This is a genomic window from Methylocaldum sp. (genome assembly GCF_035627495.1).
Classification (GTDB): domain Bacteria; phylum Pseudomonadota; class Gammaproteobacteria; order Methylococcales; family Methylococcaceae; genus Methylocaldum.
In genome coordinates, this window is the sequence record NZ_DASPLO010000177.1 from 35,601 (window position 1) to 51,744 (window position 16,144).

17 protein-coding genes are annotated in these 16,144 nt (G+C 54.6%); 14 read left to right on the top strand and 3 right to left on the bottom strand.

Annotation, left to right across the window (positions count from 1 at the left end):
* Position 1: 1 nt before the first annotated feature.
* The 7 genes from rplS (at position 2) to lpxB (ending at position 6,029) form a co-directional block, all read left to right on the top strand.
* Complete coding sequence (gene rplS / locus VEB01_RS16410; protein ID WP_324877292.1) at positions 2 to 352, top strand: 50S ribosomal protein L19; 351 nt, start codon at positions 2 to 4, stop codon at positions 350 to 352.
* A 28-nt stretch (positions 353 to 380) separates the two neighbouring features.
* Positions 381 to 956, top strand: coding sequence for a methylated-DNA--[protein]-cysteine S-methyltransferase (locus VEB01_RS23155; protein ID WP_414675500.1), 576 nt, complete (start codon positions 381 to 383; stop codon positions 954 to 956).
* A complete protein-coding gene (xerD, locus tag VEB01_RS16415; RefSeq protein ID WP_324877293.1) occupies positions 934 to 1,863 on the top strand; it encodes a site-specific tyrosine recombinase XerD in 930 nt (309 codons plus the stop codon). The genes VEB01_RS23155 and xerD overlap by 23 nt, the downstream gene beginning before the upstream one ends.
* Before the next feature lie 27 nt (positions 1,864 to 1,890).
* A complete protein-coding gene (gene lpxA, locus VEB01_RS16420) occupies positions 1,891 to 2,679 on the top strand; it encodes an acyl-ACP--UDP-N-acetylglucosamine O-acyltransferase (RefSeq protein ID WP_324877294.1) in 789 nt (262 codons plus the stop codon).
* A 55-nt stretch (positions 2,680 to 2,734) separates the two neighbouring features.
* A complete protein-coding gene (locus VEB01_RS16425) occupies positions 2,735 to 3,670 on the top strand; it encodes a Gfo/Idh/MocA family oxidoreductase (RefSeq protein WP_324877296.1) in 936 nt (311 codons plus the stop codon).
* Positions 3,671 to 3,790: 120 nt separating this feature from the next.
* Positions 3,791 to 4,888 carry a DegT/DnrJ/EryC1/StrS family aminotransferase gene (locus tag VEB01_RS16430; protein ID WP_324877298.1) on the top strand — a complete coding sequence of 366 codons (1,098 nt, stop codon included), beginning with the start codon at positions 3,791 to 3,793 and terminating at the stop codon, positions 4,886 to 4,888.
* Positions 4,881 to 6,029, top strand: a complete 1,149-nt coding sequence (lpxB, locus tag VEB01_RS16435) for a lipid-A-disaccharide synthase (RefSeq protein ID WP_324877299.1) — start codon at positions 4,881 to 4,883, stop codon at positions 6,027 to 6,029. Before VEB01_RS16430 ends, lpxB begins: the two co-directional genes overlap by 8 nt.
* A gap of 21 nt (positions 6,030 to 6,050) precedes the next feature.
* Here lpxB and VEB01_RS16440 read toward each other — a convergent pair whose 3' ends face one another.
* Positions 6,051 to 7,862: a GGDEF domain-containing protein gene (locus VEB01_RS16440; RefSeq protein ID WP_324877300.1), complete on the bottom strand. Its 1,812-nt coding sequence runs from the start codon at positions 7,860 to 7,862 to the stop codon at positions 6,051 to 6,053.
* 229 nt (positions 7,863 to 8,091) lie between these two features.
* Between VEB01_RS16440 and VEB01_RS16445 the strand changes: the two genes are divergently transcribed.
* The 5 genes from VEB01_RS16445 (at position 8,092) to VEB01_RS16465 (ending at position 11,605) form a co-directional block, all read left to right on the top strand.
* Positions 8,092 to 8,589: a GreA/GreB family elongation factor gene (locus VEB01_RS16445; protein ID WP_324877302.1), complete on the top strand. Its 498-nt coding sequence runs from the start codon at positions 8,092 to 8,094 to the stop codon at positions 8,587 to 8,589.
* A gap of 3 nt (positions 8,590 to 8,592) precedes the next feature.
* On the top strand, positions 8,593 to 9,309 hold the full coding sequence (locus VEB01_RS16450) for a M48 family metallopeptidase (protein WP_324877303.1): 717 nt from the start codon (positions 8,593 to 8,595) through the stop codon (positions 9,307 to 9,309).
* Positions 9,310 to 9,313: 4 nt separating this feature from the next.
* Positions 9,314 to 9,820, top strand: coding sequence for a protein disulfide oxidoreductase (locus VEB01_RS16455; protein WP_324877305.1), 507 nt, complete (start codon positions 9,314 to 9,316; stop codon positions 9,818 to 9,820).
* A gap of 20 nt (positions 9,821 to 9,840) precedes the next feature.
* Positions 9,841 to 10,818 carry an NAD(P)H-quinone oxidoreductase gene (locus VEB01_RS16460; protein ID WP_324877360.1) on the top strand — a complete coding sequence of 326 codons (978 nt, stop codon included), beginning with the start codon at positions 9,841 to 9,843 and terminating at the stop codon, positions 10,816 to 10,818.
* A gap of 70 nt (positions 10,819 to 10,888) precedes the next feature.
* Positions 10,889 to 11,605: a tetratricopeptide repeat protein gene (locus tag VEB01_RS16465; protein ID WP_324877307.1), complete on the top strand. Its 717-nt coding sequence runs from the start codon at positions 10,889 to 10,891 to the stop codon at positions 11,603 to 11,605.
* 14 nt (positions 11,606 to 11,619) lie between these two features.
* Here VEB01_RS16465 and ppnP read toward each other — a convergent pair whose 3' ends face one another.
* On the bottom strand, positions 11,620 to 11,931 hold the full coding sequence (gene ppnP, locus VEB01_RS16470; RefSeq protein WP_324877309.1) for a pyrimidine/purine nucleoside phosphorylase: 312 nt from the start codon (positions 11,929 to 11,931) through the stop codon (positions 11,620 to 11,622).
* A gap of 319 nt (positions 11,932 to 12,250) precedes the next feature.
* On the opposite strand from ppnP, the gene VEB01_RS16475 reads away from it, so the two are divergent.
* Positions 12,251 to 13,174, top strand: a complete 924-nt coding sequence (locus VEB01_RS16475) for a carotenoid biosynthesis protein (RefSeq protein WP_324877310.1) — start codon at positions 12,251 to 12,253, stop codon at positions 13,172 to 13,174.
* A 13-nt stretch (positions 13,175 to 13,187) separates the two neighbouring features.
* Complete coding sequence (locus VEB01_RS16480; RefSeq protein WP_324877311.1) at positions 13,188 to 13,346, top strand: hypothetical protein; 159 nt, start codon at positions 13,188 to 13,190, stop codon at positions 13,344 to 13,346.
* Between the two features lie 18 nt (positions 13,347 to 13,364).
* Here VEB01_RS16480 and VEB01_RS16485 read toward each other — a convergent pair whose 3' ends face one another.
* On the bottom strand, positions 13,365 to 15,908 hold the full coding sequence (locus VEB01_RS16485) for an ATP-binding protein (protein ID WP_324877313.1): 2,544 nt from the start codon (positions 15,906 to 15,908) through the stop codon (positions 13,365 to 13,367).
* Between the last annotated feature and the right edge of the window lie 236 nt (positions 15,909 to 16,144).

The following is a 16,144-nucleotide window of genomic DNA, read 5'->3' on the forward strand; positions in this document are numbered from 1 at the left end:
AATGTCCAGTCACATTATTGAACAACTTGAGCGCGAATGGATGAGCCAAAAAACGGTGCCGGACTTTGGCCCGGGCGACACCGTAGTCGTGCAGGTGAAGGTGAAGGAAGGCAATCGGGAGCGCCTGCAAGCCTACGAGGGCGTCGTAATCGCCAAGCGGAATAGAGGATACAACTCCGCTTTCACCGTGCGCAAAATTTCTCATGGCGAAGGCGTGGAAAGGGTTTTTCAAACGTATAGCCCCCAGGTCCAGGAAATTCAGGTTAAACGCCGCGGCGATGTACGTCGCGCGAAGCTTTATTATCTTCGCAACCGCGCCGGCAAGGCCGCCCGCATCAAAGAAAAAATTTGATGGTGTGGAGAGATCGCTACGGCGATTGATGCAAGAATCGGTGACGGGCAGCGAGCGCTGCCCGTTTCTCGTATTGGGGGACGAAATAGACCAGGAGCGCATTGCAAAAAGGCCATCGGTTGTTGCGGCCCCGGATGTAGAGTCTTGGTTGGTAGCCGCCCCGTTCGGACCGCTATCGATATCCGCTCGAGGTGGCTGTCTCGTCGGTGTCGATTTTGTGGTGGATGGCGTTTCGGGGCATAAGTCATCGAATCCGGTGCTCGAAGAAACCGAACGTCAGCTTTCCGCTTATTTTCAGGATCCGAATAGCCGTTTTAACCTACCGCTGCAATTGAATGGTACTCGATTTATGCGGCGCGCCTGGCAAGCTCTTCTAGACATTCCTGCAGGGTCCGTCGAGACCTATGGCAGTTTAGCCCAGTCACTCGGGAGTTGCGCTCGCGCCATCGGGTCAGCTTGCCGCGCTAATCTATTTCCCTTAATTATCCCTTGTCACCGCGTGATTTCTGCGCGCGGACTAGGCGGGTATTGCGGTCACACATCCGGACCATTCTTCGAAATCAAGTGCTGGCTACTGAGGCATGAAGGCTGTGCGCTCGATTGAACCGCGCATTGCCGACGCCAATGGAGATCTGATCCGGCGTTTCATGAATACGCTATGGGTAGAAGAGGGGTTGAGCGAGAACACTCAGAAAGCGTACGGCAGCGATCTTGGCCTATTTGCTGCTTGGTTGGGCAATACGCACAAAAAGACACTTTGCGAAGTAGCTGCAGGCGAGATCGAGGGCTACTTAGCTCTCAAATATCGTCAGAAAGCGAGCGAGCGGTCGAGCGCTCGGTTGTTATCGAGTCTTCGTAAATTTTACTTATTCGTCACTCGCGAGGGGGGCATAGACAAGGATCCGACCGTGTCCATCGAGGCGCCTCGCATCGGTCGCCCTCTGCCTAAAACGCTTACAGAAAAGGATGTAGAAGCGTTGCTGGAAGCTCCCAATACCGAAGAGCCATTAGGTTGCCGTGATCGGGTTATGTTGGAAATTCTGTATGCCGCCGGACTTCGGGTGAGCGAACTGGTCGGCCTTACGCTCGGGCAACTGAATCTTCGTCAAGGTGTGATTCGAGTGGTCGGTAAAGGGAGCAAGGATCGCTTGGTGCCCATCGGCGAAGAGGCCGAAGATTGGGTGAATCGCTATTTGCAGACGGCGCGACCGACGATTCTGAAGGGGCGGCGCAGTGACGATCTCTTCGTTACGGATCGTGGGGCTGCGATGACACGCCAAGCCTTTTGGCACCTCATCAAGCGCTATGCTTTGCGAGCTGGTATCCACAAGCCGCTTTCGCCCCATACTTTGAGGCATGCTTTCGCCACGCATTTGCTGAATCATGGAGCCGATCTGCGGGTGGTTCAGCTCTTATTAGGGCACAGCGACTTGTCAAGTACCCAAATTTATACCCACGTCGCCCAAGAGCGTCTAAAGGACCTGCATGCCCGCTGCCATCCGCGTGGTTGAAACCGTTCCAAGCCTGCCCGAGGACTTATGACTGCAAATATTCATCCTACTGCTTGTATCGCTCCGGATGCCAAACTGGGCGCCGGCGTTTCGATCGGCCCCTACGCCGTGATCGAGAGCCATACCGAAATCGGCGACGATTGCCGCATTGCTGCCCACGCCGTAATTCATTCGCACGTCCGCATGGGGAGAGATAATCATGTTTGCCCGCATGCGGTCATCGGCGGCTTGCCTCAGGATTTAGGGTTTGATGCCTCCGCGGAAACCTACGTGGAGATTGGCGACAGCAATGTTTTTCGCGAAGGCGTAACGGTGAGTCGCGCTACCCAAAAAGGGGCCGCTACGCGGATCGGTGCGAACAACTATCTCATGAATAATAGTCATGTGGCCCATGATTGTAGGCTGGGCGACAACAATATCTTCGCCAGTGGCGCAACCCTCGGCGGTCATGTTCATGTCGGCGATCGGGTGTTTTTTGGGGGGGGAGTCATGGTCCACCAGTTTTGCCGCATCGGTAGCTTTGCGATATTGCAGGGACTTGCGGGCATCAACAAGGATGTCATCCCCTTTACGCTGGTGGGTGGAAGACCGGGTAAACACTACCGGCTGAATCTAGTCGGTATGCGACGTGCCGGGATCGATGGAGACCGTTTGAAGGCAGTGTCGATCGCCTATCGCCGTTTACGGAACAAACAGAGCCTGGACGACTTGCCGGATACTCCGGAACTGGCCTATCTCCGCCATTGGTTGGTGGGGGAGTCGAAGCGCCACGGCGCTCTAGGGTTTGTCGATATCCACGCCCGCGGCGAAGACTGATTCGCACGGTACGTCGACGCATCCATTTTCTTTTTCAGCATAAAAAACAAGCACCATGAGTCCACTGAAATGTGCCGTGATCGGCGTCGGTTATTTGGGGAAATTCCACGCGGAAAAATATGCCGCACTTCCTGATTGCGAATTGGTCGCCGTAGTCGATACGGATCGGCAGGCGGCTCAGGCCGTAGCCGAAAAGACTGGCGCCCAGGCGCTAACCGATTACCGCGAACTGCTCGGTGGCGTAGATTCCGTGAGTATCGTGGTACCGACCAGCTTGCACCACCAGGTGGCCAAGGATTTCTTGGCTGCCGGAGCGCATGTGCTGGTGGAAAAGCCTATCACCGTGACGGTGGAAGAAGCCGACGAGCTCATCCGTATCGCTGAGGATAAGCGCCGCGTGCTCATGGTAGGGCATCTGGAGCGCTTTAACGCCGCGCTGTTGGCGCTCGATCTGACCGAGGACAAGCCGATTTTCATCGAGTCGCACCGTCTTGCGCCGTTCAAGCCGCGCGCTAATGACGTTAGCGTCGTGCTCGATCTTATGATCCATGATATCGATATCATCCTCGACTTGGTCGACTGTGAAGTCGAACGCATCGATGCCAAAGGCGTGCCGGTATTGACCGGCGACGTTGATATTGCCAATGCACGCATCGCGTTTAAGAACGGCAGTGTGGCCAATGTCACGGCCAGTCGGGTGAGCCAGAAAGTCGAGCGCAAGATGCGCATGTTCATGCCGAATGCTTATATTTCCGTAGATTTCCAAAACCGTGCGCTAACGCGCCATCGCAAAGGCGAGGGTGAGATGTTTCCCGGCATACCGGAAATTGTCAGCGAGGAATCCGTATTCGAGAGCGGAGATGCTCTGATGGAGGAAATCAAGCATTTCGTCGCTTGTATCCGCGACGGGCGCGAGCCTTTGGTCTCCGGGCTTGCAGGACGGCGCGCCCTGGCGACGGCCACGGAAATTGCTCGTTTGCTCAACCCTTAACCGTTCATAGCGTGTGCGCCACCAACGATTTCGCTCAGCCCTTTCCTCTCCCGGTGAGAGGGGAAAAGGTGTTGCTGTGCGACGATTTTCATGACAACGCGTAGAGGAGAGTTAGATCTCATGATCCCTATGGTCGATTTAAAAGCCCAATATCTGCAACTCAAGGACGAAATCGATCAAAGCTTGAGTCAGGTCTTGGATAGTTGCGCCTTTGTCCTGGGGCCGAACGTTAGGGCCTTCGAGGAGGAAACGGCGGCTTATCTGGGGGTCAAACACGCGATCGGTGTCGCTTCCGGAACCGATGCCCTGCATCTGGCGCTCTTGGCGGCGGGTATCGGCGAAGGGGATGAAGTCATTACGACGCCGTTTACCTTCATCGCGACGGCCGAGGCGATTCGCTATGTGGGCGCCAAACCGGTGTTCGTCGACATCGATCCCAAGACCTTTAACATCGCTCCCGAGGCAATCGAGGCGGCGATCACGGAAAAGACAGCCGCCGTCATGCCGGTGCATCTGTTCGGCCAGCCCGTGGACATGCAGCGGATCGCCGCTATCTGCGAAAAGCACGGGCTCAAGATGGTGGAAGACTGCGCCCAATCCTTCGGTGCATCTATCGGCGGACGACAAACCGGCAGTTTCGGCGTGAGTGCCGGGTTCAGTTTCTTTCCGAGCAAGAACCTCGGTTGCTATGGTGATGGTGGTTTGGTGACCACGAATGCCGACGACATTGCCGACAAGGTCAAGGTATTGCGCAACCACGGATCCGAGGTGCGTTATTATCACGACGTGATCGGCTATAACAGTCGGCTCGACGAGCTGCAGGCGGCGATATTGCGCGTTAAGCTGAAACGCATCGACGATTTCAATCGCAACCGCCGCCGGGTTGCCCATCTGTATTCGGAGCTGATGGCGGACTTGCCGATGACGACGCCCCACGAAGACGGTATTGGCGTCCACGTTTATCATCAGTACACCCTACTGACCGACCGGCGCGATGCGGTTATGCAGGCACTCCAAAAGGCTGGCGTTGCCTGTGCAGTTTATTATCCCGTGCCGCTCCATCGGCAGAACGTGTTCGCCGAGGCGTGTGCCGGACTAAATCTGCCGGTGACCGAGTCGGTTGCGGAACGCTGCCTGTCCCTGCCCATTTACCCCGAGCTTCAAGAAGCCGATATTCGCCGTATCGTGTCCGTCATCCGCACTGCTTTGAATGACTAACCGCTCGCCTCTCGTCATGCTGAGCGCCGGAGAAGCCTCCGGCGATCTCCATGCTGCGAACCTGTTCCTGGAACTGAAAAAGCTCATCCCGAACCTTCGCGGCATCGGCATGGGCGGGGTCAGGATGCGTGAAGCGGGAGTCGAGCTCCGTTGCGATTCGACCCATCTCGCCGTCATCGGGCTCGCCGAGGTGGCCAAGCATTACGGAGAAATTCGCCGCGCGCTCCGTCTGATGCAACGGATTGCCTACGAAGAGAAACCGGACCTGCTGATCTGTGTCGACTATAAGGAATTCAACTTCCGTCTTGCACGGAAGGCGAAGGCGTGCGGTGTCAAAGTCTTGTTCTATGTGAGCCCGCAGGTTTGGGCCTGGCGTCCCGGTCGAGTGAAGAGCTACGGCCGGATCGTCGACCACATGGCGGTGATTTTCCCGTTCGAAGTGCCGTTCTACGAGGTATATCGGCTACCCGTGACCTACGTGGGCCATCCCTTGGCGGGAAAGGTGAAGCCGTCCATGGGGCGGGCCGCAGCCATGGAGAAGTTCGGATTTGCGGGCAAGGGGCCGATTATCGGACTGTTGCCGGGCAGCCGGGTCAACGAGATCAACCGGCTCATGCCCGTTATTCTAGGTGCTGCCCGACATCTGGCGCACGAGTTTGCAGGAGCGGAATTCGTTCTCTTTCGGGCGCCATCGATAGCGGACGAGTTGCTGAAAAGCCATCTTGCGGTTAATGACCTGAATATCCGCGTGATCGAAGGGCAGGATTACGATGCCCTGCAATGCTGCGATGCCGTAATCACGGTTTCCGGCACCGCGACTCTGGAAGTGGCGCTGTTGGGCGTACCCATGGCGATTATTTACCGGTTAACCCCACTGAGTTACTGGCTTGGTCGCCTGCTGGTCCGTATTCCCTATATCGGATTGCCGAATATTTTGGCGGGTCGACATATCGTCCGCGAATTCATCCAGCATGATGCGACGGCGGACAATGTCGCTGGCGAGATCGCCCGAATTCTTCGGGACTCCGACTATGCGGAAGCGATGCGGCGGGCCCTAAGGCAAATTAGGGGCGATTTGGGAGAGGAGAATGGCGTGGCCAAACTCGCACGGTTGGCGGCGGAAATGTTGAAACGAAACTGAGGGTGGAATCCGGTCAATCGGCTAATGAATGAATGATTCGCTTTGAATCGCGATCTCGTCCTGGGGAGAATCCTTGCCGGTCTCCTTTTCGCCCTCGGTGTTTTCGACATATATCGCGTTCCCGCAATATCCTTTAGCCTTTTTCTTGGCTATCGAGGCCATTTCAGCGATGACTTCTTTGGTCAAACCGTTCTGTGTCGCGGCCACGGGCAAAATGCCAATAGAGAGGGATACAAAAGGAAAATACCGCTTTTCGCCGTACCTGTCGCTAGCTTCTATGCCGCCGACTTGTCGGTCCTTGGCGGTGTAATAATCCGGGACGAGCGACTCGAAGGTCTGTAAAAGTTGCTGGCAGCGTTCCCGCCAGTCAGTATTCCGGAACAGGACGATAAAATCGTCGCCGCCGATGTGTCCTACAAAATCCAAGTCGGGATCCGTGATTTCCATTAGTAGGCGGCCCACGAGCTGAATGAGATCGTCGCCGCGTATATAGCTGTAAACGTCATTATAAGCTTTGAAGTGATCGAGATCGCAGTAGGCGACAATGAAATCCTCCCGATTGCGCAGGAACTCATCCAGTTTCTGCTGAATCAAAACATTACCGGGTAATAGTGTCAGCGGATTGGCGTGCCGGGCTTTGGTGATTTGTAAGTCGGTAATCGTGCTCAAGAGATCCAGGAGGGTGCCCTTGCCGACTAGATGTCCATTGTCCGTAATGATGAATTCGTCCGTCTGGTGATTGACTGCGCTGGTCAGGCAGCGGCTGGCATCCTCAAGAGAGGTATGCAGGTCGAATTTAAGAGTCGGCCTAAGGACAAACTCTTGTATGGGTTTTCGGCCATGCAAATCGCGTCCGTATCGGCTCGCCAAGAGATTCATCAGATCGTTGCGGAGGACAAGTCCCAAGGGTTCGTCATTGTCCACGACAGCTACCGATTGTAGGGTTTCGCTGATTCGGAAGATTTCGCCGACTTCCTCCATGCTCGATTGTGGGGATACGGTTGGGATTTCCTTCAGGAGATGGGCGACTGTTAACTTGTCCGAGTAGACGCTGCGTTTTTGCCGGTCGCTAAATAGTTGCTGGTTCAGCGTGATATCAGGAGTTTTTTTCGGTGGGGAGAAATAAAATCCCTGGGCCATGTTAATGCCCAATTTGCGCAAGGCGGCGTATTCGTGCTTATGTTCGATGCCCTCGGTAATCGTCTGACAACCCAGTGATTTGGCGATTTCGATGATGGATTTGATGAATTGGCGCTTGGTTTGGTCTTCGTCGACACCTTCAATAAAATGCCGGTCGATCTTGACGAAATCTGGGTTCAGTTCGGACCAGAGCTTGAGACTGGAGTGGCCGGCGCCTAGATCGTCCAGCGCGACTTTGAAACCCATTCCGCGGTAATGTTGGAGGGCTTGTTGGAATACCGTCCAGTCTTGGATGGGTTGGGTTTCGGTGATTTCGACGACGACACGGTCCGGATCTAATTTGTGATTCTGTAAGTACATCAGCGTTCGTCCATGAATGAATTCGTCGTCCGTCAAAGTGACGGGATTAATATTGACGAAGAGCTGTCCCGACAGACCGAGTTTGGCGAATTGTCGGATGATGAGCTTCCGGCACAGAAAGTCTAGATCCATCAGGCGCTCATACTTGGCGGCCGCGGCGAACAGGACATTCGGCCGATGTAGTAAAGATTCGGAAGGTCCTCGAATCAAACCCTCGTATCCAAAGATCGACTGTTTATCCAATACAACTATCGGCTGGAACAGAACGGTCAACTGTTCCAGCGCGAGTATACGATCAAGCAGGCTCTTAACGTGGACTTCTTGCTTCTGCACTAGGACTCGTCGGGATCTGTGAATGAGGTGGCCGTTTACTCAATGAACTATAGCAGCTTGTATCATTTTGACCGGCAAATATGACAGCAAACGTTTTGCGAACGGACAAGCATAAGCTTACCTGTGGTTGTGGAGTTTATTTCGGCAGTTGCGTTGAACTCCTATCCGGCCACGTTACCGGCATGGAAATTTTCCATGTCTCTGCCGCTAAGATTTTGAGGTAGTTGTTATGAGTCGTGCTTTTGTCAAAGAACCGGATGGCGAACAGATCGGTGACGATCTTCCCGAACGGCCCCGAAGCTCGTATACCAATTATGTCACTCCGCAAGGGTTGCAGCAGCTTCAAGAGCGGGTTCGCGAGCTCAGCGTGCAGAAGGAAATCCTGGTTGGGAAGGATGATCTCGGCGCCCGGCAACAGCTCAAGCAGGTGGAGCGTGATTTGCATTATTACGAGGAGCGCGTTCAAAGCGCAGTGGTGGTGCAGCCGGATGCTCAGACAGACGACAAGGTGCGCTTTGGTTCAACGGTCGAAGTTCTCGATTTGGACGGCCAAACGCTGCGCTTTACCATCGTCGGCGAGGACGAGGCGGACGCGACTCAGGAGAAAATCAGCTGGATGTCGCCTTTGGCACGGGCGTTACTGGAGGCTCAAGCGGGGGATGTAGTGACTTGGAAAAGGCCATTGGGCGACAAGGAATTGGAAGTCTTGGCGATTCACAAAGGCTAAGCCGTGTCAGGAAGCTTTCCTCTGCCTTATAGCATCCGCCACAGCCGGCGGGCCAAGCATCTTCGTTTGATTGCAAAACTCCATGGGATCGAGCTTGTCGTTCCGCCTACGGTCAGCGAAGCTCGAGCGTTGGCGTTCTTGCACAAGCATCGCGATTGGGCCGAGCGCAAGCTGTCGGATATGCGCGCTAGGGCTGCCGAGTTCCGGCCGGTTCAGCATCTGCAGAACGGTTCAACGCTCCCGTTTCAAGGCCGCGAAGTTCCGCTGGTGGTTCGCGAGCATGCCGAACGGCGGACGCGTATCCAGTATGACGGGCACTTCTTGGTCTCTGTACCCGTCGGCAGTTCGGAGGACCTGCAGCATATCACCCGGACGGCGCTTTTTGACTGGGTAAAGGTGTGGATGCGTGGCGAAGCCGGGTCCATCGTGCAACGGCACGCTGTCCGTTTCGGATTGCATCCGCGTCAAATTAGGATCAAACGGATGAAGAGCCGGTGGGGAAGTTGCGGCCCGAGAAACGACATCAATCTGAACTGGCTCTTGGCTTTCGCGCCCCCATCGGTATTGGAGTATGTGGTCGTGCACGAGTTGTGTCACATCCTCCATCGGAATCACTCGGCCCATTTCTGGGATTTGGTCGCCCGGCATCTGCCCGGCTATCCTGCGGAGCGCCAGTGGCTCCGCCGGGACGGCGCCGATTTGTTGAGACGCTTCGAGTAGCGCCATGGCAGGCAAGTTAAAGCAAATGCTGCTATTCGGCAGCACGGCGATTGCGCTGTACGTCGGGGCACAGTTGGTCGTCACCCGCGGGTTGGTTTCCGGGACGCCGCCCCCGATCCGCGAAGCCACGCTAGACGGCGCAACATTCGATGTCCCAAACCGTGAAAGGCGACCGGCCGTAATCTACTTCTGGGCGAGTTGGTGTCAGATCTGCAAGGCGATGCAGGGCTCCATTCGTTCAGTGGCGCAAGACGCGCCGCTAGTCAGCGTGGCGCTGCTGTCGGGGGATGAAAACGAGGTCCGGGATTACGTCAAGCGGGAAGGATTCGATGTCCCGGTGATTCTCGACCGGGATGGCGCCATCGGCAGGGACTATGGTATACGCGGCGTGCCGGCCGTGTTCATTTTAGGGCCGGATGGCAATATCCGCTTTTCCACAATCGGCTATACAAGCGAACTTGGCTTGCGGGTACGGCTTTGGTTGGCGGATCTTGTAGGAGTCCTTGATTGAATGGTGTTGTCCCGCCCACCATGGCGGCCATCGAGATTGCTCAATGGGGCGGTCCGGAGGTTTTGCAAGCGTGCCGGCGTCCGACGCCTAAACCCGGGCCGGGCGAAGTGCTGATCGAGATTTCGGCGGCTGGCGTGAATCGGCCGGACGTCATGCAGCGCAAAGGGCTTTACCCACCGCCGCCGGGAGCTTCCGACATACCGGGCTTGGAAATCGCCGGCAAAGTCGTCGCCTTGGGCGAGGGTGTGCATCAGCCCGCCATCGGCGAATCGGTTTGCGCCCTGGTGACCGGCGGGGGATATGCGGAATATTGCTTGGCCGCGGCGGCGCTTTGCCTACCCATCCCGAAAGGACTCGGCCCGATCGAAGCGGCCGCTATACCGGAAACGTTTTTCACGGTTTGGACCAACGTCTTCGAGCGGGGCGGGCTTAAAGCCGGGGAGAGCATGCTCGTACACGGGGGCAGCAGCGGCATCGGCACCACGGCGATTCAGTTGGCTCGCGAGTTCGGCGCTGCTGTGTTCGCGACCGCGGGAAATCCGGAAAAATGCCGATTTTGCGAGCAGATCGGGGCTCGGGCGATCAACTATCGCGAAGAAGATTTCGTCGATCGCATTCAATTCTTAACCGAGGGCAAAGGCGTAAACCTGATTCTGGATATGGTCGGCGGCCCTTATCTTCAGCGGAATCTCAACTGTCTCGCAGTCGATGGCCGCCTGATAGTGATTGCGGTTCAGGGTGGGCCTAAGACCGAAATCAACCTGCTGTCCATCTTTTTGAAACGCCTGACTTTAACCGGCTCAACCTTGCGGCCGCGAAGCGTGAAAGAAAAAGCCTCGATTGCCGGTGCTCTGAGGCAAAAGGTATGGCCGCTGCTCGAATCGGGTCAGGTCAAACCCGTTGTCCATCGCGTGTTCTCCCTGGCGGAGGCATCGGAAGCCCACCGCCTGATGGAAAGCAGCCAGCACATCGGCAAGATCGTGCTAACGGTAGCTTAAGTGCGGCTCGGCTGATCGGCTTGATCGTTCACGCCCCTCTTTAGCCGAACCCAAAAAACCGGAATAGATCGTGATTTCATCTGGCTACAAAAAATTATCAGTTTTGGCTTTATTGGCGGTGAGCGGCTGGTTGGCCGTCCCTGCATCGGTCTGGGCCGGGTTGGATGAGGGCATGGTGGCCATTCAGCGTCAGGACTATTCCACGGCTTTCGCTGAATTCAAGCCCTTGGCGGAGCAAGGGATGCCAGAGGCCCAAGTCAATTTGGGCAACCTTTACATGAAAGGACTGGGCGTGCCGCAGGACTATGTCGAAGCCCGACACTGGTATGAGCAAGCGGCCCGGCAAGGTGATGCGACGGCTGAGAGCAAGCTCGGCGTCCTCCACTTTTACGGCCTCGGGACGGAGATGGATACGGCCGAAGCCGGGCGTTGGTTCCGCAATGCGGCCGACCGGGGCGAGGCTAGCGCCCAGGCGGTGCTAGGCTCGCTCTACGCGTCCGGCAACGGCGTCGAGAAGGATAACGCCCAAGCCTATTTCTGGTATACGCTCGCGGCGGAGCAGGGCAATCAAAATGCGGTCGACGGCAAGAACAGCCTGATCGATGAGATGGCTCCCGGCGAAATGGCCCTGGCTCTGGACCGTCTCGCCGAGTGGCAAAAGCAGAAAGAGGCTGCTCAGGAGCTTTTGCTAGATAAAAAGCCCGAGGCAAAGAAAACCCAGGCTAAGAAGAAGTCGAAAGCGACTCCCAAAAAGACGAAGGGAAAACATAAAAGCAGCTCGCGTTAGGTCTGTCCCTTGCCTCAAGCAAAGTGGCAGACGTAATCCAGCATTTCCGTCGTTTCGATATCGAACCGGCTGTCTCCTGGCACTTGGAACGATTCGCCGGCCCCATAGGTTTTCCATTCCGTCTCGCCGGCCAACCGCACTCGGCAAACGCCGGCATTGATTTCCATGATTTCCGGAGCGGCGGTGTTAAAAGTCAGAGCGGAAGGAAAGATCACGCCGAGGGTCTTGCGGCTGCCGTCCGGAAAGAGGACGGTATGGCTGATGCACTTGCCGTCGAAGTAAACATTGGCTTTCTTGACGGCGCTGACGTTGTCGAACTGGGACATGGTGGCTCCTTTCAAACAAAGGCGGCCATTATACGTGACGGGTCGAACTCTAGTAGGGCCTTGGTTCTGTTGGTAGTCTTAGAAGCTGTCTTCAAACTACTGCGCGCCGCCATGCCGGCGTTGCTCAAGGGCTCAAAATCCTCATGTACGCTCGTGTACACTCCGGTTTTTCGCCCTTTCGCGCCTTGTCCTGACATCGCTCGTGACGTTTGAAGACAGCTTCTTAGCGCGCGATTAAAGCTGTCGCCGGTTAATGCGAAAGGTTCCGAAAATCCTTTCCTATGTTTATAGAAATACTTCTCCCCCAAAGGAATCGGTTTTGTTTGAGCAACTTCTCTGGTCTTTGACATATCGTCCGTACATCACGGTTTTTCTGATTTCATTCCTATTGCTTTCCTGGTTGGAGCAAGGCGCGCTGCGAACTGTGATTTGGGTGGTCAGCAGTTATTTAGTGGCGTTGCTCGCCGAATGGGGAAGTATTAACTACGGGATCCCGTTCGGTAAGTATGTCTACCATTACGAAGCGCTGAGCAACGATCTGGTCGTTTTGGGCGTTCCGTTTTTCGACAGTCTGTCGTTTTCGTTTCTCAGTTATGTCAGTTTTTCGCTGGCGCAGTTTTTCATGTCGCCGTTATGGGTCGGAGCGCACGATGTACAGCGCGTAACCTCGGCCGAGATCCGAAACTCGGTGGCAGTGCTTCTGCTTGGTGCGTTCTTGATGCTGGTCGTCGACCTCATCGTCGATCCCATTGCCAATCTCGGCAAATACTGGTTCTTGGGGGATATTTATCATTATCCGGAGCCGGGTATTCACTTCGGGGTAACTCTAGAAAATTATGGCGGGTGGTACGTCGTCGCTATGGTTACGATTCTGCTGAATCAGTGTATCGACCGGTTTTTGCTGGACGTGGAGAAAAGGCGCGGTGAACCAGTTCGACTGGCCTATGTACCATATAAAGGATTACTCGCTCCCTGCTTTTGGAGCGGCATAGTCATTTTTCAGCTAGGGGTGACCTACTGGCTGGGCTATGGTGTAGAGGTGCTTCCCGACCCTGATCGGTTGAAGTTGCAGGCGCTGACCGGCAGCTTCATCATTGCGCCGATCCTGGTGCTCGCCGCGGTGCAGTTGGTAAAGCCTTCCAACCGTGTTAACAGCGCCGATATACGGGATCGAGTCGTCACCTATCCGCCGACTCGTCCATCGATTGCCAGTAAGCCGGCATTGACTGATTGTTCCGGTTGATCAGTCGCTCGAGATGCTGAAAATCGGTCTGAGCGTAATCGATCAGCTGGCGAGCGATATCCTCGAACTGGCGCAAAACGGACGCCCCTCCTTTGGAGGGCGGCTGGCGACCCTAAAGAGCACCGCCCAGACCACCCGTTTCATGGGCGATGCACGTTTTCGACGGCTTTGATCGTAGCTCAAGGCAAGGTTAGGAGATCTTCCCAGGCGCCGGATTCTTCTGGGGTGCGGCGTCCGCATAGCGCCAAGTCAACCCTAGGGATTTTTGCATGCTGTCCAGCAAGTCCCCAAGTTCTACGGGCTTGGTGATGAAGTCATCGAAGCCCGACGTCAGGCACATCTCTCTGATGTCATCGAATGCATGCGCGGTTACGGCGATAACTTTAATGTTCCGTCCAGACTCTTTCTGCCGCAGCTGCTTAACGGTCTCCGATCCGTCCATTTCGGGCATCAAAAGATCGATCATGATCAGATCAGGATTGAATATCGCGAGTTTGTCCAAGCATTCTCTGCCACTTGATGCCGTCTCTATGACGAAATCCAGAGTTTCCAGCAGCGCCGACAGCATTGTCAGGTTATCCGGATTATCGTCGACGATTAATATTCGTCGCGTTTCCCCCAGGTAGCCAACAATCTGGGTTTCATCGGTCTTGTGTCTCGAAGGTGTCGAGGCCGCCGGCAACATTATGGAAACCGTAAAAACACTGCCTTTGCCGGGCGCGCTTTGAACGTCGATTTGCCCGCCCATTGCACCGACAAGCCGTTTGCTGATAGCCAGCCCCAAGCCTGTTCCTTCAATAGAGTCGTGATAGGCCAGTTGCTCGAAGGCTCGGAAAATCCGCCCCAGGTCTTCTTCGGCAATTCCAAGCCCGGTATCTTCTATCCGAAACCAGACAGTTTCGCCGTGATGGGATACTTTCAGAGCGGCATACCCCTGATGGGTGAACTTTATTGCATTGCCTAAAAGATTGATGAGTATCTGCCGCAATCGCTTCTCGTCACCGATCACGTATTCTGGTAATGCCGTTGATTTTTCAAATATAAAGCCGATGCCTTTGTCTTTTGCCCGGAATTCGAATATCTGGGCGATGCCATCGAGAAACTCTAAAAAATGGAAAATGGAATTTTCCAGTTCCAGTCGTCCTGCCTCTATTTTGGATAAATCGAGAAGATCGTTGATCAATGTCAGTAAGTGGTTTCCGGAACGGCCGATATAGTTCAGATATTCCCTGTGTTTTGGAGTGATATTAGTCTGTTTCTGAAGAATCTGAGTAAATCCGAGTATTCCATTCAAAGGAGTCCTCAATTCGTGGCTGATATTGGCGAGAAACTCTGTTTTGGCTCGATTTGCGGCTTCAGCAGACTCTTTGGCTTCCTTTAAAGCTAGTTCGACTTCCTTGCGTTCGGTAATATCGACCCAGGCACCGATAACTTCGGCCATATTACCCTCGGAATCGCGAAGCAATCTGAGTTTGTCGTCAATCCACCGGTACGAGCCGTCCTTGTGTCGAAACCGGTATTGATGCGTCAGCTCGCCTTGGCTAATAAGTAGGTTTTGGTTTCTCAGTACGGTTGTGCGGTCGTCCGGGTGAATATGATCAATCCAGAAGATCTCGTCGTTATACCATTGGCACGGTTCATAGCCGGTCACTAGGGTTATAGTTTCGCTGACGAACGACATCTTGAACGGAGATTCCGGGTGACCCGTTGGGCAGAGTATGTAAATTATGGATGGGCTGGTGTTGACGATATATTCGAGCCGGTTCTGGGACTGTTCCAGCTTCTCCTGTTGAGTGCGTAGTGCGAGTTCGAGCTGCTTGTAGTTGGTAATGTCGGTGAATACAGCTTGAATCAAGTGTTTTTGATTAACCTGAATGACCTTGGTGGTGACGCGAACATTCCTAACTATTCCGGTTTTGGTAGTGTATTCGGTTTCGAATAAATCACTCCCGGCATATCGAGTGTTCTCGATATGTCGCTTTACGTCTTCTTCCGACCCCAGCCGATCGATATCGCTTAGCTGTAATTTCCTGAATTCATCGTAACTATATTCAAGATTTTGATGGGCTCTTGGGTTAAAGTCGATCAACATGCCACTCTCAATATCCACTAACACCAGCGCATCGGGCATTTGCTCGAATAAGGTCCGATAGCGGCTTTCCGATTCCCGTAGCGATTCTTCGACTCGCAGACGCTCTTGAATCTCGTCCTCCAGTTGGCTGTTCGTTTCGACGAGTTGAGCGGTGCGCTGCTCCACCATTCTTTCAAGATTGGCATTTAGTTGTCTGATTTGCTGTTCCTTTCTCTTTCGCTCTTCAATCTCGTGTTGTAATTGCCGGTTAGCTTCTTCGAGCCTGGCGGGACTTGGGAGCTTAAGTGCGTGGGGAATCAGCGGCCACAGCAGGATGGAGGCTGTGATCGATATGAGGCCGGCAAAAAACTTAATGAATCCTTCGAGAACGTAGTCGGGGTGCCAAATCGTCCAAATGCCCATTAAATGTGTCGTTCCACAAGCCATGATGAACGTGCCGAATAGGACAAAGACCCAGCGAAACTCAAGATCTTGTCGCTTGATGACGAAGTAGATCAGTGCGGCGGGAATGGAGTAATAGGCTGCCGTGATCAGCGCATCCGATAGGACATGAAGAAGCAGCAAATCGGACCGCCAAAGCAGACATGTCCCATGAGGTACGAGGTCTTTGATCGTCTGAGCATCGAAGAGATTTTCGAACATGATAGGCTCACTTGAGGTGAAACCGCATCCGGTTGCCGCAATGTGATCAAACTTAGGGGCAAATCAACTGCAGCGCTCTGCGGCGAAACCGCTCTGAAAAGGGAGAGCGGGTTTGATTTGTGGGGAAGGGCAGTTGCGGAGATGCTGAGCGGGTCAGAGAAACCGCATATGGATTGAGGCGTCATTAGAATCGCGGCGACTGGATGGGTTCGACACCCAGCCGCTGTAAGATGGCA